Origin of the sequence: Bacillus sp. lyk4-R2A-2 (genome assembly GCF_030209735.1) — a bacterium.
GTDB classification, from domain to species: domain Bacteria; phylum Bacillota; class Bacilli; order Bacillales; family Bacillaceae; genus Bacillus; species Bacillus pumilus.
Map to the genome: position 1 here is coordinate 246,100 of NZ_JARVRK010000004.1, position 18,097 is coordinate 264,196.

General features: G+C 42.2%; 20 protein-coding genes and 1 riboswitch. Of the genes, 14 read left to right on the forward strand and 6 right to left on the reverse strand.

Annotation, left to right across the window (positions count from 1 at the left end; translation table 11 throughout):
* Nucleotides 1-63: 63 nt before the first annotated feature.
* The gene (locus tag QRN39_RS03950; RefSeq protein ID WP_284906232.1) at nt 64-1,224 is read left to right on the forward strand and encodes a competence protein CoiA; all 1,161 of its coding nucleotides are present in this window, start codon (nt 64-66) and stop codon (nt 1,222-1,224) included.
* A gap of 214 nt (nt 1,225-1,438) precedes the next feature.
* A complete protein-coding gene (gene pepF / locus QRN39_RS03955) occupies nt 1,439-3,265 on the forward strand; it encodes an oligoendopeptidase F (RefSeq protein ID WP_284906233.1) in 1,827 nt (608 codons plus the stop codon).
* A gap of 100 nt (nt 3,266-3,365) precedes the next feature.
* Here the strand turns inward: pepF and QRN39_RS03960 are convergent, their stop codons facing one another.
* From QRN39_RS03960 to QRN39_RS03980, 5 genes are all read right to left on the reverse strand, one after another.
* Nucleotides 3,366-3,539 (reverse strand): hypothetical protein, encoded by a 174-nt coding sequence (locus QRN39_RS03960; RefSeq protein ID WP_226805021.1) that lies wholly within the window; start codon nt 3,537-3,539, stop codon nt 3,366-3,368.
* A gap of 296 nt (nt 3,540-3,835) precedes the next feature.
* Nucleotides 3,836-4,747: a ClpXP adapter SpxH family protein gene (locus QRN39_RS03965; RefSeq protein ID WP_284906234.1), complete on the reverse strand. Its 912-nt coding sequence runs from the start codon at nt 4,745-4,747 to the stop codon at nt 3,836-3,838.
* Nucleotides 4,744-5,142 carry a globin domain-containing protein gene (locus QRN39_RS03970; RefSeq protein WP_008355333.1) on the reverse strand — a complete coding sequence of 133 codons (399 nt, stop codon included), beginning with the start codon at nt 5,140-5,142 and terminating at the stop codon, nt 4,744-4,746. Before QRN39_RS03970 ends, QRN39_RS03965 begins: the two co-directional genes overlap by 4 nt.
* A 274-nt stretch (nt 5,143-5,416) precedes the next feature.
* Complete coding sequence (locus tag QRN39_RS03975) at nt 5,417-6,184, reverse strand: lytic transglycosylase domain-containing protein (protein WP_003212377.1); 768 nt, start codon at nt 6,182-6,184, stop codon at nt 5,417-5,419.
* A gap of 21 nt (nt 6,185-6,205) precedes the next feature.
* Nucleotides 6,206-6,784, reverse strand: a complete 579-nt coding sequence (locus QRN39_RS03980) for a CYTH domain-containing protein (protein WP_212046068.1) — start codon at nt 6,782-6,784, stop codon at nt 6,206-6,208.
* Nucleotides 6,785-7,020: 236 nt separating this feature from the next.
* Here QRN39_RS03980 and QRN39_RS03985 point away from each other — a divergent pair, with 236 nt between their 5' ends.
* The 4 genes from QRN39_RS03985 to QRN39_RS04000 all read left to right on the forward strand — a co-directional run bounded on the left by QRN39_RS03985 (nt 7,021) and on the right by QRN39_RS04000 (nt 9,826).
* A complete protein-coding gene (locus QRN39_RS03985) occupies nt 7,021-7,386 on the forward strand; it encodes a UPF0738 family protein (RefSeq protein WP_212046067.1) in 366 nt (121 codons plus the stop codon).
* A gap of 33 nt (nt 7,387-7,419) precedes the next feature.
* Nucleotides 7,420-8,049, forward strand: coding sequence for a GTP diphosphokinase (gene yjbM / locus QRN39_RS03990; RefSeq protein WP_003211990.1), 630 nt, complete (start codon nt 7,420-7,422; stop codon nt 8,047-8,049).
* A gap of 65 nt (nt 8,050-8,114) precedes the next feature.
* Nucleotides 8,115-8,915, forward strand: a complete 801-nt coding sequence (locus QRN39_RS03995; RefSeq protein WP_003211364.1) for an NAD kinase — start codon at nt 8,115-8,117, stop codon at nt 8,913-8,915.
* Nucleotides 8,916-8,959: 44 nt separating this feature from the next.
* Nucleotides 8,960-9,826 carry an RluA family pseudouridine synthase gene (locus QRN39_RS04000; protein WP_137054783.1) on the forward strand — a complete coding sequence of 289 codons (867 nt, stop codon included), beginning with the start codon at nt 8,960-8,962 and terminating at the stop codon, nt 9,824-9,826.
* A 42-nt stretch (nt 9,827-9,868) separates the two neighbouring features.
* On the opposite strand, the gene prpE is transcribed toward QRN39_RS04000, so the two are convergent.
* Nucleotides 9,869-10,612 carry a bis(5'-nucleosyl)-tetraphosphatase PrpE gene (prpE, locus tag QRN39_RS04005; protein ID WP_003211819.1) on the reverse strand — a complete coding sequence of 248 codons (744 nt, stop codon included), beginning with the start codon at nt 10,610-10,612 and terminating at the stop codon, nt 9,869-9,871.
* A gap of 162 nt (nt 10,613-10,774) precedes the next feature.
* Here prpE and QRN39_RS04010 point away from each other — a divergent pair, with 162 nt between their 5' ends.
* The 8 genes from QRN39_RS04010 (at nt 10,775) to thiD (ending at nt 18,067) form a co-directional block, all read left to right on the forward strand.
* Nucleotides 10,775-12,616 (forward strand): monovalent cation:proton antiporter family protein, encoded by a 1,842-nt coding sequence (locus QRN39_RS04010; RefSeq protein WP_284906235.1) that lies wholly within the window; start codon nt 10,775-10,777, stop codon nt 12,614-12,616.
* 59 nt (nt 12,617-12,675) lie between these two features.
* Nucleotides 12,676-12,785, forward strand: a riboswitch (TPP riboswitch).
* A gap of 78 nt (nt 12,786-12,863) precedes the next feature.
* Nucleotides 12,864-13,574 carry a thiaminase II gene (gene tenA / locus QRN39_RS04015; RefSeq protein ID WP_003211004.1) on the forward strand — a complete coding sequence of 237 codons (711 nt, stop codon included), beginning with the start codon at nt 12,864-12,866 and terminating at the stop codon, nt 13,572-13,574.
* Nucleotides 13,549-14,166 (forward strand): thiazole tautomerase TenI, encoded by a 618-nt coding sequence (gene tenI, locus QRN39_RS04020; RefSeq protein ID WP_003211366.1) that lies wholly within the window; start codon nt 13,549-13,551, stop codon nt 14,164-14,166. The genes tenA and tenI overlap by 26 nt, the downstream gene beginning before the upstream one ends.
* Nucleotides 14,150-15,262, forward strand: coding sequence for a glycine oxidase ThiO (thiO, locus tag QRN39_RS04025; RefSeq protein ID WP_284906236.1), 1,113 nt, complete (start codon nt 14,150-14,152; stop codon nt 15,260-15,262). Before tenI ends, thiO begins: the two co-directional genes overlap by 17 nt.
* Entirely contained in the window at nt 15,259-15,462 is a 204-nt protein-coding gene (gene thiS, locus QRN39_RS04030; protein WP_044139614.1) for a sulfur carrier protein ThiS, read from the forward strand. Before thiO ends, thiS begins: the two co-directional genes overlap by 4 nt.
* 4 nt (nt 15,463-15,466) lie before the next feature.
* Nucleotides 15,467-16,234 (forward strand): thiazole synthase, encoded by a 768-nt coding sequence (locus tag QRN39_RS04035; protein WP_034322849.1) that lies wholly within the window; start codon nt 15,467-15,469, stop codon nt 16,232-16,234.
* On the forward strand, nt 16,231-17,244 hold the full coding sequence (locus QRN39_RS04040; RefSeq protein ID WP_284906237.1) for a thiazole biosynthesis adenylyltransferase ThiF: 1,014 nt from the start codon (nt 16,231-16,233) through the stop codon (nt 17,242-17,244). Before QRN39_RS04035 ends, QRN39_RS04040 begins: the two co-directional genes overlap by 4 nt.
* A gap of 16 nt (nt 17,245-17,260) precedes the next feature.
* Nucleotides 17,261-18,067 carry a bifunctional hydroxymethylpyrimidine kinase/phosphomethylpyrimidine kinase gene (gene thiD, locus QRN39_RS04045; protein WP_284906238.1) on the forward strand — a complete coding sequence of 269 codons (807 nt, stop codon included), beginning with the start codon at nt 17,261-17,263 and terminating at the stop codon, nt 18,065-18,067.
* Nucleotides 18,068-18,097 lie beyond the last annotated feature (30 nt).

Here is an 18,097-nt window from a genome sequence, read left to right on the forward strand (position 1 = left end):
TATTCGCTCTCTTATAGACGAAAAAGCTATAATACGATCATCAAAGACTAAGGGGCGAGCTGAATGAATACAGCGATCATGGATAATGGAAAGCTTATTCGAATTACACATCACTTATCTAAAAACAGGTTGGAGCATGTCAGGACAACGTGCAAATTTTACTGCCCTGAATGCAGGGAAGAGGTGCAATTAAAGCTTGGTGAACAACGTGTTTATCATTTTGCACATAAACAGCTGACAGCATGTCCTCTAGCCGCAGGCGAAACGGCTTATCATCAGGCGGGGAAAGAAGCCATGATGCATTGGCTTCAGCAGCTGGGACATAAACCGGTGCTTGAAAAGTATGTGTCAAAGGTTCATCAGCGTCCTGACGTGACCGTCTCTATTGGAGGAACAAGCTATGCAATCGAATATCAATGCTCAAATATTTCACGGCAAGAGCTCCGTAAAAGAACAGCAGGACTCCGCGAAGCAGGGCTCTTCCCTATATGGGTCCTAGGAGCAAATCGTTTAAAGCGAAAATCTGCCCAGCTCTTTTCCTTCTCCTCCATTCATTGGGGAATGCTAAGGGAATCACAGAAAGGAAGTCTGATTTTTTATTGTCCGCTCCAGAATCGATTCATCCATCTTGCTCAACTCCTTGTATTTCAACCAACGAAAATATGTGCTGCCATGACTGTCAGACCGCCAACAGCATACCGCAAACTTTCGGATATCCTATCGCCGCCCTCAAGCAAGCGTCAAGTTTCTAAGCAATGGCTAAGATGCATACAGCAATTTAGGCAGCGGCCTCCTCGCATTTTATCAAATGAAAGCAAACGGTTGAGAGACGTTTTTTATGAGCATCATCAAACAGCTTTCCCTTTTCTACCGGCTGAATTATTTATCCCGCTGCCAGAAGCGTACATCTTTACAAGTCCCGTTTATGTCTGGCAGGGGTGTCTATATGATTGGATAATAAGGAAAAAAGGAAGCAGTCCAGTGACGATTCAACTGCTGATGAAAGAAATCAAGCGGTGTATCCAGATGAAAGAAGTAAAGATTCGATATGGGGATGTTTCAATAGAAGAATTAAAAGAGGTTATCACATCATATGTTCATGCGCTTGTCAGACAAGGGTTTTTACACATGACGAAAGAGGGTAATTATGAAGTAGCGTCAAATCAAATGCCGATACAAACAGTAGATGAAGCGTTCAAACGAGATGCTTTCTTATTTCATTAGCATGTTTCATGCCCACTTTGATCATGATAAGAAAAAGGTGGTGCTGCGATTGAATAGAAAGAAACGCTTTTTTCTCATTTTTTTAGTTTGTTTGGTATTTATTTCTGCATATGATTTGACAAATATAGTTCAAAACAAAGAAGATAAATACAACACCAATTTCTTTCACTTTCCGAAAGGTTGGTTCAACACAACTTATGCAAGGGGGATTCATATGACTTCACAAAGCAAAAACAACCATTTACCAGACAGAAGCGAAGTAAAAGAAGAAAACAAATGGCGACTTGAAGATATTTTTGAAAGCGTCGATGCATGGAACAAGGAATTCGAAGCGGTCAAAAAAGAAATTCCTAAGCTCGCCCAATTTAAAGGCAAGCTCGCCCATTCTGCTGATGTACTGTATGAAGCCCTAACCTTTCAGGATCAGCTTTCTGAAAAGCTTGGTAAGCTTTATACATATGCGCACATGAAATACGATGAGGATACAACTAACTCATCATTTCAAGCGCTGAATGATAAAGCATCGAATTTATTTACACAGCTCTCTAGTACTTCTGCTTATATTGTTCCAGAGATTTTATCGATTCAAGAAGATAAATTGCAGCAGTTTATTCTGGAAAAAGAAGAATTAAAACTGTATTCTCATGCTCTTGAAGAAATTAATAAAGAACGTCCACATATTTTAAGTGAGGAGCAAGAGGCCTTATTAGCTGAGGCATCTGAACCTCTCTCAACTTCATCTACTACTTTTAGTATGTTTAACAATGCTGATATTTCGTTCCCTTCTGTAAAGGATGAAAATGGGGAAGAAAAGAAAATTACCCACGGCAACTTTATCACATTTTTAAACAGTGATGACCGTGAAGTGAGAAAGAATGCCTTTAAAGCTGTGTATAAAACGTATGATCAGTATAAAAACACGCTTGCTTCGACACTGAGTGGTTCGATTAAAAAGGATAATTTTTATGCAAAAGTACGAAATTATAAATCGGCAAGAGAATCAGCACTATCTCGAAACAGTATTCCAGAAGAAGTATATGACAATCTAATTGATACAGTTCATCAATATTTACCGTTATTACACCGTTATATTGAATTGCGTAAAAAGGTGTTAAAGCTTGATGAAGTGCACAATTATGACTTGTATACGCCACTTGTAAAAGATGCTGGCATGAAGCTAACCTACGATGAAGCAAAGGATTATATGCTAAAAGGGTTAGCGCCATTAGGAGAAGAATATGTGTCCGTGTTAAAAGAGGGACTCAATAATCGCTGGGTAGACGTTTATGAGAATAAAGGGAAACGTAGCGGTGCGTATTCATCTGGAAGCTATGGCACAAATCCATATATCCTCATGAACTGGCAAAATAATATTGATAATTTATTTACACTGGCTCATGAATTTGGGCACTCCGTCCACAGCTACTATACAAGAAAGCACCAGCCATATCCGTATGGAAACTACAGCATCTTTGTAGCTGAAGTAGCTTCTACGACAAATGAAGCGTTACTTGGCGAATACCTGCTGAATCATCTAGATGATAAAAAGCAGCGTTTGTATGTGTTAAATCACTTGCTAGAAGGATTTAGAGGAACGGTATTCAGACAGACGATGTTTGCTGAGTTTGAGCATTTGATTCATGTGAAAGCACAAGAAGGAGAGGCTTTAACGCCAGAATTCATGACGAACCTTTATTACGACCTGAATAAGAAGTATTTTGGAGACGGCATGGTTGTGGATAAGGAAATCGGATTAGAATGGACGAGAATCCCTCACTTCTATTACAACTATTATGTCTATCAATATGCTACAGGCTATAGTGCTGCACAGGCATTAAGCAAGCAAATCTTAGAAGAAGGAAAACCTGCGGTGGAGCGCTACACAGACTTCCTTAAAGCAGGAAGCTCTGATTATCCAATCAATGTGCTGAAAAAAGCGGGTGTTGATATGGCTTCCAAAGAACCAATCGAAGCAGCATGTCAATTGTTCGAGGAAAAATTAAAAGAAATGGAAGAGCTCATCTCTAAAACGGGTGAGTAATGAAAAGACTTCTGTCAGACGTGTGAGTGCAAACTCATCTTTTGACAGGAGTTTTTTTCACAAAAAAGACCTCTTCACATGTAGAGGCCGTTCATTATCATCAACCTTTAAATCCCTTAAAGGTCTTCCGGTGGTTCAGTCGATAAAGTGTAAAAAGTATTGCAGCAAATAAGAGTGGCGATGTGAGATAAAGAGGAAGCATTTTCATTAAGCCTAGTATGTTTAAAAAGAAACATAAGCCAATGGAAACAAGTCCAATGGTTGTGCTGCGCATGCAGATCCCTCCATTTTTTCGTTACTTTCACTATATGAAAGTGACAACCCTCTTATGTTTTGTGACAAAAATATGAACATATAGTATATCTGTTGTCATAAGTCGACAAAATTTGATATACTAAAGATGTGAAATTAATCACATACAAACATTACCCCTTTGTTTGACCGTGAAAAATTTCTCCCATCCCCTTTGTTGTCGTTAAGACATAGTGAAACCGCGCTTATCCCGGCGCGGTTTCTTCGTACTTAAAAATAGAACAAATGTTCTTTTGAGGAGTGAAGAAAAAACATGGGTCAGCACCCATGTTCATTCTCACAGCGATAGACATCAAGATCTGAATGATGATCATCTTCTTTATAGCGCCAAAACATTTCTTGCTGCACTTGTACACGTTCGACTTTTTTAGCGAAAGCCAGCTTTTTCATTTCTCGTTCAACTTCATCAAGTGTCAGGTCATAAACAACCGCAATCTCTTTGGCAGATGCAAATTGAAAGTAAGCAATAAACCATTCAACTGGAGGCCGTTCTGATGGGGTTGGTTTTTCACCAATCATTTCAAAAAGGATTTCCTCGTATACATCATAAGAGTACGCACCTGAAATTTTTAATCCTTCATCTCCGTTTACTGTATTAAAAAAGGCAAAGGTCGGAAGCTCAGACACGTCCATTTCAGCGGCAATTTTCATATCACATTTTAGTGCTTTGACAGCACTTTGAGAATGAATATCGCGCTGGAATTCCTCGATGTCTAGTCCAGCGCTTTTTGCATTTTCTAGCAGTACATGTTCACTTGTGACATCTTGCTGATGGCAAAAAAGTGATTCTTGAATGAGTCGCAGAAATTTCATTCCGCATTTTCTACCTTGAAGTTCAGCCGCTTTTAATGCAAGCGAGGCGAGATAGGGTGAAGTCACAATTTGTTCAGACAGCATTTGTTCTTTTTTGGTCTGAGTTTTGGTCGCAAATTTCCCCCATGCTTCAGTCAGTAAATGCTTTTTTCTTTTCCGATTCAATGCATTAATACTAGAGCTTGTTACCGTTCGTAAAGTGAAAAAACGGCCGTACTTCATTTTTAATTTTTTAATGGATGGCTCTAATAACCAGCAGTCTGGACTTAGAGGGTCAATGAATACATAGATTTCAATCGGCTTTTGAGGATGTCCGTGACAGTGTGAGAAATATTGATCGTGCGTATTGCAGCTCAAGATCGTCCATCCTTTTCAGGTGTTTGATTGACCATATGACGAGCCGTTAAAGAAAGTCGCTCAAATAAAAAGTCACGAATATCGCCGGTTAATCCTACTTGATCCATTGCATCCTCCATGCATTCAAGCCATGCGTCAGCCCGCTCCTCAGTAATCGGAAAAGGGAGATGTCTCGCCCTTAGCATAGGGTGGCCATGCTCCTCTGTATAAAGCGGGGGTCCGCCTAAATATTGCGTTAAAAACTGTTTTTGTTTTCTTGCTGTTTCTTTTAAGTCATCCGGGAAAATAGGATGAAGCAAAGGATGACACTTTACATTTTCATAAAAAGTATCAACAAGTTGCGATAGAAGTTCCTCTCCAACCGCTTCGTAAGGTGCGTTAAACGATTGTACCATGTTGACTACTCCTTTTACTCGTAGTTAATAGGATGAAGCGCCCTATTGTGAATTCATTTATTTCAAAAGTGATATTCAGTTTGTTCTATTTTAATGTTTCTATTCTTGTACTTATTTTAACAACCTCATCTCAATTCCACAAACAAACCGCTTTGGTCTATTGGAAATAAGGGGAGGGGCGGGTTCCGTGATCAATTGACCATATCATAACACATTCAGTCAAAAAAGGGTGAAAAGCGACATACAAAAAACCGAAGAGGTTATTCTCTTCGGTTTAAGCGAAATATTGTGCTGTAATTTTCTTTACATAATTTTGTGTTTCTTTAAATGGTGGAATGCCGCCGTATTTATCAACATTTCCTGAGCCTGCATTATAAGCAGCTAAGGCGAGTGAGACATTTCCATTATATTTCTGAAGCATTTGTTTGATATACTTCGTGCCGCCTTCGATGTTTTGAGCCGCATCAAAGGCATTATTCACGCCAAGTGACTTAGCTGTAGATGGCATAAGCTGCATAAGGCCAAGCGCGCCTGCATGGCTGACCGCATTCGTACGATAGCCAGATTCTTGCTTGATGACCGCATGAATTAGCTTTTCTGGAACACCATGTTTTTGAGCCATTTGTGACACAATTTGATTAATTTCCTTTGATGATGAGCCGCTTGAAACAGCCTTTTGAAGCGGCGGCGTGTAGCTGTTGTTTAAGACATTCCCAATACCATTTGCTGTATTCAATTGAGCGTCATTCGCATATGAAGGTTGAGCTTGAAGCTGCTCACCGCCAGCGATAGCAGATAAGTATGGGTTTGTACGCGCGTATTGCGTGTTCGGAGCCGTTGATGGGTCCGTTCCCATAAATGCAGAAATTGAAAGCGGGAGGCGTGATAATTCTGATCCGCCTAAAAAATCTTGCAGCAGCGACTGAAATGAAGCTTGAGCATTCGATTCTTGGCCGCCCGGCATTTGCGTTTGTCCAGGGTCTGATTGTAATGTTTTAAGCGCTTGGAGCTGCATAAAGGATTGAAGTTGATTGACGTTCATCATGTTCCTCCTTCAAGGAATTCATCTATTCTGTGTTTTCATTTTCTCTTCATAAAAACGTACGACTTTGTTTTTCGTGTTTCGAACAGGGATTTGGAATTGTTGGAGCAATGCGGAGAATGCGGCTTGTCCGATTTCCAGGTCGCTCACTTCAAATTCAAGTTCATGGTCCTCTACTGTTAAATATCGGCTGTGATCCAAAACAATTAAGCCTTCTTTGATCATTTTTTCAGCTCTTGACGTTTCAAGTGAACCAAAATACACAATTTGATCCTTTTGAATGTTCAAATGATCTAGCCTGTCAGCCACTTCACCTTTTGGCAGCTGGAAATCGGCAAGGCTTGAAGGAGGAGCGATCGTTTGGTGGGTTTCGAGCAAGCCTATTTCGTGTGGTTCCTTTAACGTGAGAACCCACTGACCGTTTCTTTCTCTCATTCTTAATGCAGCGAATTGAGATTTTATATCAAATTGAGGTGTATCAAAGTAATGGTTGGTTTGCGTGTGAAAATCCGAATCCTTCAATTGAAAATGTTGTTTCAACTGTTCAAATTCTTCTTTCATTAACAATTGCTTTAGTTCTATTTCAATTTCCTGTGCCATTTTGACATCAACCTTTCATTTAGAGGAAATATGATTATTGTACATGAAGTATGTTCATCATGTAAAAGACTGTTTTTATCTATTATTTCTCTTTCCACATGTGCCAAAATCAATGGATAATTACGTGAAAGGATCATTTATAAGAAGAAAATAGGATTTTCTCAATAAGTTCGGTTTATCAATATTGAACTTGATATGATAAAATAAAGCTGTACTTTGTTGTAAAGGAGATCATGATGCAAAACCGAATTGAAATCGCAGAAGCAACTTTAAAAGAAGACAGGCTGATTTTGACGACCAAGTCAGAAGAGCAAATCCAAAAAGCAAAAGCATCAGGACAAATGCTTGTTGATTCTGATCACTTTGCGTTCGTTTACATACTTGAAAACGAGGAGTCCTTTTCATATCTTATCTTAGGGGAACATACATGGACTCCATTAAAAGAAGCAATGAATCTTGACATCCCTGTCTATTTGACAGCGGGAGGACATTCGTTAGAACTCATTCAGCTTCATCAAGAATTACATTATTTAATCGACAATATTAAAGACAATGCCAATTACGGAGATATGGAAGAGAAAGTGAAGAGCACATTCCTCTGAAATAATTAGGTATATGGAATTGGGGGAAGTTTCATGGACAAAAAACAATGGGATCAATTCCTCGCACCGTATAAACAAGCAGTCGAAGAATTAAAAGTGAAACTAAAAGGCATTCGAAAGCTGTATGAATTCGAGGATGACCATTCACCAGTAGAATTTGTTACAGGCCGAGTGAAACCTGTTGCCAGCATATTAGAAAAGGCAAAGCGTAAAAACATCCCAATGCATGAAATCGAAACGATGCAGGATATTGCTGGGCTTCGCATTATGTGCCAGTTTGTAGAAGACATACAAGTCGTGAAAAAAATGCTCCAGTCACGAAAAGACTTCGTGGTTGTTGATAAACGCGACTATATTGCAGAGCATAAAGAAAGCGGATACCGTTCGTACCACCTTGTTGTGTTATATCCGCTGCAAACGATTAATGGAGAGAAGCAGCTCCTCGTCGAAATCCAAATTCGTACACTTGCGATGAATTTTTGGGCGACCATTGAGCATTCTCTGAATTATAAATATAGCGGGAATATCCCGGAGAAAGTCAAGCTGCGCCTTCAAAGAGCTTCCGAGGCAGCATCTCTTCTTGATGATGAGATGTCTGAAATTAGAGGGGAAATTCAAGAAGCACAAGTGGCATTTTCCCGGAAAAAGAAAAACGATAGCTGAGCCTGTGCTTGATCAAATATGATGCTGCCCTCTCATAGCAGCAAGGTGGAAAAGGAGAAGAATTCATGAAATTTGCAGTTTCTTCGAAAGGGAATTCTGTATCTGACACACTCAAAAGTAAAATTCAGACCTACTTATTGGATTTCGGGATGGAACTCAATGAAGAGGAACCCGATCTTGTCATTACGGTTGGTGGAGACGGCACCCTTCTTTATGCGTTTCACCGTTATAGCGACCGTCTGAATGAAACAGCTTTTGTCGGTGTTCATACAGGTCATCTTGGTTTTTATGCTGACTGGGTGCCAAGTGAAATTGAAAAACTCGTTTTAGCTATTGCGAAAACCCCTTATCACATTGTGGAATATCCGATCTTAGAAGTCATTGTCAGATACAACGATGGCGGCAGAGAAGAGAAATATTTAGCCATGAATGAATGTACGATTAAAAGTATGGAAGGGACACTTGTGGCAGATGTTGAAATTAGGGGGCAGCTGTTTGAAACATTCAGAGGTGACGGTCTTTGTCTGTCTACGCCGTCTGGCAGTACAGCCTATAATAAAGCACTTGGGGGCGCCATTATTCATCCTTCCATTAGAGCCATTCAGCTGGCAGAAATGGCTTCAATCAACAACAGAGTGTTTCGAACGGTCGGTTCGCCGCTTATTTTACCAGACCACCATACTTGTGTCATTAAACCGAGGAATGATGTCGATTTTCAGGTAACCATTGATCATTTGACGCTGCTTCATAAGGACGTCAAATCCATTCAATGCCGGGTAGCAGACGAGAATGTCCGCTTTGCCCGATTTAGACCATTTCCGTTTTGGAAAAGGGTGCAAGATTCCTTTATCGGAAAAGGTGAATAAGAAAGAGGTCGTTCTCGCTGGAATACTTTACACTAAACAAAACCATGACAGCCAAAGAAGAAGGGCTGCTTTTAAAGGATTATTTAATAGATATTGGCATTTCGAAAAGAATGCTGACGGATATTAAATTTGATGGCGGTGATCTCCTCATTAATGGAGAGCATGTGACTGTGAGATACAAGCTGCATAACGGAGACAGGCTCACCATTTTATTCCCAGAGGAAAAAGTGAGTGAAGGGCTAAAGCCTGCTCCGATTCCGCTTGATATTTTATTTGAGGATGAGCATGTCCTTGTGCTGAATAAAAAGCCATATATTCCGTCCATTCCTTCTCGGGAGCACCCAGAGCACAGTATTGCGAATGGATTGCTGCATCATTATGCAGAGCAGTCTGTTCGGCTGACGGTTCATTTAGTGAACCGCCTTGATCGAGATACATCTGGCGTCATGCTTGTGGCCAAGCATCGCTTTGCCCACAGCCTTTTATCAAAAGCGCAGAAAAGTGGAGCGGTCAAACGAACATACAGAGCGTTTACACATGGCATGATCAAAGAAAAGCATGGAACCATTCGTGCAAAAATTGCCCGAAAAGGAGATAGTATCATCGAGCGAATGGTCGATGATACTGGGCAGGAAGCTGTGACGCATTTTACAGTGCGAGCGGTGGATGCTGAGTTGAACATGTCAGATGTGACGCTGGCACTTGAAACGGGGAGAACCCATCAAATTCGTGTTCATATGCAGTATCTTGGTCATCCGCTCATCGGAGATACGTTATATGGCGGGACGAGTGAGCAGATGAACCGGCAGGCACTGCATAGTGAGACTCTTGTCTTTCCTCATCCGATGACCGGGGAGGAAATGACATTCTCGGCTCCGCTTCCTGAAGACATGAAATCATTGCTGCTTTAAATAGAGAAACCCGGCTACCTGCAAGCGCAGGACCGGGTTTTTTTATGATGTGAAATGCTGAAACCTTGAATCGTCATAAGGCATAGAGGAAGGAACAGAAACCGTTTCAAGCTCAGGATATTTAAGGGCAGACAGCCGGTGGCCAAATACACAGCCTGTATCAATGTTGACAGTTCTGCCAACGAATCGCGGTTCTTTCACTGGTGTATGTCCGTAGACAATCCATGGTTTTCCGCGATATTCCTTTGCCCAATCCTTCCGCACAGGTCGCCCATCCGGCCACGTTTCTCCTGTGACTGCGCCAAATAATAGATAGGATCGCATCTGTTTGTTCGGCTTTCTTCCAATGTCCTTTTCCTTCATCGCTGCGTGAGCAATCATCAGTTCATCAGGAATAAGTACATCGTAAAGCGGAGCCTTCTCAAATAGCTGCTTAAATTCATGTGACAATTTGGTTTGTTCATGAAGGGGCAGCTTTTTTATTTCGTTCACTGTGGTTTCAATGCCATGAAGTAATTTCACCGGATTTCCTTTTAAATAGCGATAAAGCTTAAAGCAATGGTTGCCAGGTACGTAGCGGATCGCGCCGTGTGCGTAGGCATGAATGACAAATCGCATGACATCTACTGACTGAGGTCCTCGATCTGTTAAATCACCGACAAGTGCTAGCGTTCTCTTATCAGGATGGACGGGTAATCCATGTTTGAATTCGTATCCTAGTTTGTGTATGAGGGCAAGCAGCTCTTCGTAGCAGCCGTGGATATCACCAATGATATCAAATTTCATAAGATTTCCTCCTGATTTTTCTCATCCATTCATCGGGGTTAAAGAAGTTTGAATTTTAGAACATATAACGAATGGCTTTCTTTTCATTTAGGCAATTGTTAGAATCAATGCTTTAACGTAAACCATAAAAGATTAAACATCAATGTTAGGAGGCTTTAGCCAATGGAGCATACATCTGTTTCATCACTCGTTGTCGTTATTATTGTTGCCTTTTTCACCCCACTTTTATTGCACCGATTTAAGCTGACCATTCCGGTCGTTGTTGCTGAAATCATCATGGGGCTCATCATTGGAAAAAGCGGTCTTCAACTGGTAGTTGAACATGATGCATGGTTAGATACGTTATCCATGCTCGGTTTTATTTTTCTGATGTTTTTAAGTGGACTTGAAATAGATTTTTCTTCTTTCGAGTCAAAGAAGAAAGCACGAGAACTACCAAATGGTCTAAAAGAACCGAATACGTTTAAAGCAGCCACTATTGTTTTTCTTGGCGTATTTAGTATTTCTTTTATTCTGTCCTATGCGTTTGTCCTTGCAGGGTTTATCCAAAATGCCTTTTTAATGACGCTCATTATATCGACGATCTCATTAGGGGTAGTGGTTCCCACCTTAAAAGAGGAAAAATTGATGCAGACGAATATCGGTCAAATCATCTTGCTTGTCGCTGTCATTGCGGATTTGGTGACGATGATTTTACTTGCTGTATTTTCCTCCATTTATGGCGATGGTACAGGGAATATGTGGCTTCTGCTCTTATTATTTGCTGCGGGCATCCTTCTTTATTTATTTGGCCGCGTATTTAAGACAAAGTCAATTTTTCAGTCCATGTCAAAAGGGACCGTGCAAATTGGGACAAGGGCGATCTTTACTCTCATTATAGTCTTAGTTGCTTTATCTGAATCACTCGGTGCTGAAAATATTCTTGGGGCGTTTTTAGCGGGCGTACTTGTGTCCCTTCTTTCGCCGAATAAAGAGCTTGTCCAGCAGCTGGATTCATTTGGCTACGGATTTTTGATCCCCATCTTCTTTGTGATGGTTGGAGTGGATTTGAATATATGGGCACTGTTCAAGGACCCAACTATTATGATCATGATCCCGCTGCTATTTATTGCATTACTGATTAGTAAGCTCATCCCGATTCTTTATTTGAAAAAATGGTATGACATGAAAAAAGTGATCGGCTCTGGCTTTTTATTAACATCGACATTATCACTCGTCATTGCAGCTGCGACGATCGGGGAGCGGCTCGGAGTCATTGATCATAAAATGTCCGGCGCGCTGATTTTAGTCGCGATACTCACGAGTATTTTAACGCCAGTTTGGTTTAAAGCACTGTTTAAAAAAGAACAAGTTGTGAGCCATAAAAAACGTGTGACCTTTATTGGTGCAAATCAGCTGACCTTACCTGTCACACTCGATTTACATCAGGATGAATATGATATTCGAATTTTGCATGTCTTTCAAGAAAATAAAGAAGCGATGCTCGCCGACTCCATCTTTGAAGTCGAATCAATTGAAGAGTACGACGATGAGACGCTGCGAAAGGCAGGCGTTGGCCAGGAGGATGTCCTCGTCGTCGCAACAGGCAGTGAGACGAAAAATAAGGAAATTGCTTTATTTGCAAAGGAAGAAGGAGCGAAACAAGTCATTGCGAGTGTGAATAAAGCTGAGGCAGAGCTAACATTGAAGGAAGCGGGCATTGATACGTTTTCTAATTTCCTATCATCTAAAACGGTGCTAAGAGCCTTGATTGAAGCACCGGATGCAATTCGATTATTAACAAATGAGGATACTTCCTTGTATCAAATTCAAATGAACAATCATCGCTATCACAATGTCATGCTGAGGGAATTTCCGTTTACCGGCGATTTGGTCTTTGTCCGTATTTTCAGAGGGATAGACAGCTTAGTACCACATGGAGATACGACGCTTAGAAGCGGTGACCGTGTGCTTGTGTCGGGCTCTCGTGAGTATGTAGCAGGACTTAGAGCCCAATTAGAGTGAGAATGAACCCTTGACCAATGAACAATTCCTGATTAAGATAGAAGTACAACATCATATATTTGATCCACTAGGGGAGTCCTTTAAAAGGGCTGAGATAAAAGTATCGACTTTTAGACCCTCATTACCTGAACAGGTTCATACCTGCGTAGGGAAGTGGTGCGGTTTTTGATTATGCTTTTTACAAATTCCAAGCCACTTTCCATACGGAAAGTGGCTTTTTTATATGGAAAAACAGGAGGAGAGAAACATGACATTTTCAACTGAATGTAAAGAAGCAGCAGCACCATGGTGGAATGGAAGCTTTACACACCCCTTTGTGAAAGGGATTGGCGATGGCACGCTGTCACTCGATCGTTTCACGTATTATGTGATGCAGGATTCATATTATTTAACTCATTTTGCAAAGGTGCAAGCATATGGAGCGGCAATTAGTGAGGACTTACATACGACGGGCAGAATGGCGTATCATGCGCAGGGAACGTATGAAGCAGAGCTGTCGCTGCATAGAAAGTTTACAGAGCTTTTAGAGATTTCAGATGAAGCCATCGAGAACTTTAAGCCTTCTCCCACTGCATATGCGTATACGTCTCATATGTACCGATCTGTGAAAAGCGGACGATTCGAAGAGATATTAGCTGCGTTATTGCCGTGCTACTGGCTTTATTATGAGGTGGGTGAAAAGCTGAAACAAACCACACCTGACCATCCGATTTATCAGGAATGGATTTTGACATATGGAGGGGATTGGTTTAAGGAACTTGTCTTTGAACAAGTCAACCGCTTTGATGAACTAGCCGAAAAAGCACCAGAACATGTACGGGCCAATATGAAAGAAAATTTTGTGATTTCAAGCTATTACGAATACCATTTCTGGGAGATGGCGTATCAAAAAGAAATGTGGCAAACAGCATGCTTAGATGGGGTTGGTGCAAATGGAACTCCACGCAGTGACAAATGATTCGCTTCCTGCGGGTGAGCTGATCAAACAAATAAAAAACATTGCACCTGAAGTGGATTTTATTCATATCCGGGAACGGTCTAAAACAGCAAGTGAGCTTGTTGATCTCGTGAAAGGTCTCCTTTTAGAAGGTGTACCGAAAGAGAAGCTCATCATCAACGACAGAGTAGACGTTGCACTGCTCACCAATATTCACCGGGTACATCTCCCGGGCCATAGCTTTTCGCCAAAAGAGCTGCGGCAAAAATTCCCTCATCTTCATGCGGGCGTCTCTGTTCATTCGATTGAAGAAGGGAAAGCAGCTGAGAAAAATGGAGCAGAGTATGTCATATTTGGGCACGTATATGACACCACTTGTAAACCAGGACTTCAGGCAAGAGGCGTACAGCTTGTGAAAGAACTGACATCTCTACTATCTATTCCAGTCGTGGCAATCGGTGGTGTGACACCTGACCGCATTCCAGAATTGAGACACGCGAATGTGAAAGGGATTGCTGTCATGTCTGGAATTTTTACTCATCATCAGCCGCGCAAGATGGCACAAGCATTTTCTAAACAAGTAAAGGAGCATCCTTATGAAGAAGCATTATGATGTGGCAATCATTGGTGGTGGAATTATAGGGATGTCCATTGCCTATCACCTTGCAAAAGCAGGAAAGCAGGTCGTCTTATTTGAGGCGAATGAGGTAGGGAAGCAAACGACAAGTGCGGCTGCTGGGATGCTTGGTGCACATGCTGAAGGAGAGGGTCATGAGGATATTTTTTTTCAAGTAGGCAGAGCAAGCCAGGCATTGTACGAAAAGTTAAAAGTCGATCTACAGCATGAATCTGGCATTGATATTCGAACATCAGCGGGCGGTATCATGAAGGTAGCCTTTACAGAAGAGGAGAAACAAGCACTTTGCCGCATGCAGCATTTGTCTACATTTGAGTGGCTTGACGCAAGCAGCGTAAAAAAATGCATGCCTCAAATAGCAGAGAACATCTTAGGAGCAGGTTTGATTAAAGAGGATGTTCATGTCGAACCTTATGCGGTATGCCGGGCATTTTGGCAGGCGGCGGTCAGGTACGGGGCAGAAGTGAATGAGTGTACATCCGTGATCGAAGTGAAGCGGGAGAAAGAAGCGTTAGCGATTAGAACAACGAAGGGAACATTCACATGTGATGATCTCACTGTAGCAAGTGGTGTATGGTCTGGCCGTTTTTTTGAAGAGCTTGGATTATCTCATTCTCTTTATCCAGTAAAAGGGGAATGTGTGTCTGTATGGAATCATGGTCCAGCACTCCAACACACCATTTACCATGATCATAGTTACATCGTTCAACGAGATAGCGGCAAACTGGTCGTTGGCGCAACGATGAAGCCAAACGAGTGGCAAACTGTTCCGACGCTTGGCGGCATTGAAGCTGTTATTCAAAAGGCGTCACAGCTGATGCCTTCGATCAAGGAGATGCCGATTGATCAGTGCTGGGCTGGCCTTCGTCCGGCGACAAGCGACCGGCATCCTTATATCGGAAGACACCCGGAAGATCAGCGTATTCTTTTTGCTGCAGGGCATTACAGAAATGGTATTTTACTTGCCCCGATTACTGGAGAAATCATTCGCGACCTGATATTAGGTGAACCGGTCCAAAAGGAATGGCTTCACGCATTTCGTATTGGCCGAAAGGAGGCACTGTTTGTATGAAAATTCAATTGAATGGCAGAATCGTTGATTTCGAACAAGAAAATGGAACGATCTATGACCTGCTATCAGACTATCAGCTTGAAAATCGAGTAGTGATTGTGGAAAAGAACCAAGAAATTATTGATAAAGAAGCGTTTCAACAAGTGAAAATTGAACCTAATGACACGATCGAAATCGTTCACTTTGTAGGAGGAGGATGACAACATGCTGCACATTGGCGGAAAGACATTCACATCAAGATTATTACTTGGTACAGGAAAGTACCCATCATTTGAAGTTCAAAAAGAAGCCGTGAACGTATCAGAAGCAGAAATATTAACCTTTGCTGTGAGAAGAATGAACATTTTCGAAGCATCTCAGCCAAACTTTTTGGAGCAGCTTGATTTATCAAAATATACGCTGCTTCCGAATACAGCTGGTGCTAGTACAGCGGAAGAGGCAGTTCGTATTGCTCGTTTAGCGAAGGCTTCTGGACTGTGTGACATGATCAAGGTAGAAGTCATTGGCTGCTCAAGGTCTCTTCTGCCAGATCCAGTCGAAACGTTAAAAGCATCCGAAATGCTACTCGAAGAAGGATTTATCGTGCTGCCATATACATCTGATGATGTGGTACTGGCAAGAAAATTAGAAGAGCTTGGTGTCCATGCCATCATGCCAGGTGCTTCGCCGATTGGTTCAGGGCAAGGCTTACTAAACCCTCTGAATCTCTCATTTATTATCGAGCAGGCAAAGGTACCGGTGATTATTGACGCTGGTGTAGGCTCTCCAAAGGATGCGGCTTATGCGATGGAGCTAGGGGCTGACGCTGTATTACTGAACACCGCTGTGTCAGGTGCAAAGGACCCTGTGAAAATGGCTAAAGCCATGAAGCTGGCGATTGAATCAGGAAGGCTAGGCTTCGAGGCGGGACGTATTCCTTTGAAAAACTACGGGACAGCAAGCAGTCCGCAGGAAGGAATGCCGGCATTTTGAGCACACGTTATTCACGACAAGAGCTCTTTCAGCCAATCGGCATAGAGGGGCAAAAGCGGTTAAATGACTCAAAGGCTGCCATTATTGGTGCAGGAGCGCTTGGAACAGCTAGTGCGGAAATGCTCGTTCGTGCTGGCGTTGGATCTGTCACCATTTTGGATCGAGATTATATTGAATGGAGCAACCTTCAGCGTCAGCAGCTTTACACGGAGCAAGATGTACAGGATCGACTGCCAAAGGCTGTGGCGGCTGAAAATAGACTCAAACAGATAAATAGTGACGTGCAGGTCAAAGGAATTGTCATTGATGTGACCGCTGAACATATTGATGAACTTGTCAGCGGGGCTTCGATTATCGTGGATGCAGCGGATAATTTTGAGGTAAGGATGATCGCAAATGATGCTGCCGTCAAACATCAAATTCCATTCCTTTATGGAGCTTGCGTCGCCAGCTATGGTATTCAATTTACTGTCATTCCTGGTGAGACGCCATGTTTACACTGCCTGCTTGAACATTTACCCGCACAAGGCATGACTTGTGATACAGCCGGTATCATTAGTCCAGTTGTGCAGCAGGTGGCAGCATATCAAGTGGCAGATGCTCTGAAGTATTTAACAGGTCATCAAGTGACGCCAGTTTTAAGATCGTTTGATTTATGGACCAATGAGCGGTCTGACATCCGATCAGCCAGCTCCTTAAAGAAGAAGCAATGTCCAAGCTGCGGACTGAAGACATATCCTTTTCTCTCCTATGACAAGAGAGCGAAAGCAGATGTACTATGCGGCCGCAATACGGTCCAAATCCGCAGTGCAGCCGAAACCCCGCCGTCATTACACGAAGTGGCTCTTCGGTTAAAGAAAGCAGGGATGGATGTCCTTGAAAATCCGTATTTGCTTTCCTGTCAAAAGGATGAATATAAGCTTGTCTTATTTAAAGACGGCAGAGCTCTTGTCCATGGCACAAATGATATGGCAAAAGCAAGAACCATTTATCATCAATGGATTGGCTAATGAGAGGTGTGATGAAATGACGATCAAAAAAGCATTCACAATTGCAGGTTCTGATTCTGGCGGCGGAGCAGGCATTCAAGCTGATTTAAAAACCTTTCAGGAGCTCGGTGTGTTCGGAATGTCTGCGATCACAGCGATTACAGCACAAAACACACTAGGTGTTCACGGAGTATATCCGCTTTCAAACGAGGCGTTAGAAAGTCAAATTGATGCAGTGGCAGAGGATTTACTGCCAGATGCCGTCAAAACAGGAATGCTGTGGAGCGCAGACATGATCAAGATAGTTGCTGAAAAAACGGTTCAATATGACATGAAGCTCATTGTCGATCCAGTGATGATCGCAAAAGGAGGCGCTTCTTTATTAAATGAAGATGCGGTCACAGCGTTGAAAACACACTTGCTGCCTGTCAGCTATGCCGTAACGCCGAATCTTCCTGAGGCAGAAGTGCTGACAGGCATGCGGATTCAGACAAAAGAGGATCGCTATCTAGCAGCGGAGCGTTTATATGAGCTTGGTACGAAACATGTCGTGATCAAAGGCGGTCACGGTCCATCTGGCGGAATGATTACAGACCTATTGTATGATGGAAAAGGCTTTATAGAAGTCACAAACGAACACATTGATACTCCCCATACACATGGCACAGGCTGCACGTTTGCAGCGGCATTAACAGCTGAAATTGCGAAAGGATACTCCATGAGGGAGGCTTTTGACACAGCAGAAACCTTTGTCCATGAAGCCATCAAGTTCCCTTTGAATATTGGGGCTGGACACGGACCTACCAACCATTTTGCTTATCAGCAAAACCGGCTCAAACGATGAGAGAATCGAACCGTCTTCATTTGCGAGGAC

Coding starts and splice junctions, on each gene's coding strand:
- QRN39_RS03950 (WP_284906232.1), top strand. CDS start 64: ATGAATACAGCGATCATGGATAATGGAAAGCTTATTCGAATTACACAT.
- pepF (WP_284906233.1), top strand. CDS start 1,439: ATGACTTCACAAAGCAAAAACAACCATTTACCAGACAGAAGCGAAGTA.
- QRN39_RS03960 (WP_226805021.1), bottom strand. CDS start 3,539: ATGCGCAGCACAACCATTGGACTTGTTTCCATTGGCTTATGTTTCTTT.
- QRN39_RS03970 (WP_008355333.1), bottom strand. CDS start 5,142: ATGGTACAATCGTTTAACGCACCTTACGAAGCGGTTGGAGAGGAACTT.
- QRN39_RS03975 (WP_003212377.1), bottom strand. CDS start 6,184: ATGAACGTCAATCAACTTCAATCCTTTATGCAGCTCCAAGCGCTTAAA.
- QRN39_RS03980 (WP_212046068.1), bottom strand. CDS start 6,784: ATGGCACAGGAAATTGAAATAGAACTAAAGCAATTGTTAATGAAAGAA.
- QRN39_RS03985 (WP_212046067.1), top strand. CDS start 7,021: ATGCAAAACCGAATTGAAATCGCAGAAGCAACTTTAAAAGAAGACAGG.
- yjbM (WP_003211990.1), top strand. CDS start 7,420: ATGGACAAAAAACAATGGGATCAATTCCTCGCACCGTATAAACAAGCA.
- QRN39_RS03995 (WP_003211364.1), top strand. CDS start 8,115: ATGAAATTTGCAGTTTCTTCGAAAGGGAATTCTGTATCTGACACACTC.
- QRN39_RS04000 (WP_137054783.1), top strand. CDS start 8,960: ATGACAGCCAAAGAAGAAGGGCTGCTTTTAAAGGATTATTTAATAGAT.
- prpE (WP_003211819.1), bottom strand. CDS start 10,612: ATGAAATTTGATATCATTGGTGATATCCACGGCTGCTACGAAGAGCTG.
- QRN39_RS04010 (WP_284906235.1), top strand. CDS start 10,775: ATGGAGCATACATCTGTTTCATCACTCGTTGTCGTTATTATTGTTGCC.
- tenA (WP_003211004.1), top strand. CDS start 12,864: ATGACATTTTCAACTGAATGTAAAGAAGCAGCAGCACCATGGTGGAAT.
- tenI (WP_003211366.1), top strand. CDS start 13,549: ATGGAACTCCACGCAGTGACAAATGATTCGCTTCCTGCGGGTGAGCTG.
- thiO (WP_284906236.1), top strand. CDS start 14,150: ATGAAGAAGCATTATGATGTGGCAATCATTGGTGGTGGAATTATAGGG.
- thiS (WP_044139614.1), top strand. CDS start 15,259: ATGAAAATTCAATTGAATGGCAGAATCGTTGATTTCGAACAAGAAAAT.
- QRN39_RS04035 (WP_034322849.1), top strand. CDS start 15,467: ATGCTGCACATTGGCGGAAAGACATTCACATCAAGATTATTACTTGGT.
- thiD (WP_284906238.1), top strand. CDS start 17,261: ATGACGATCAAAAAAGCATTCACAATTGCAGGTTCTGATTCTGGCGGC.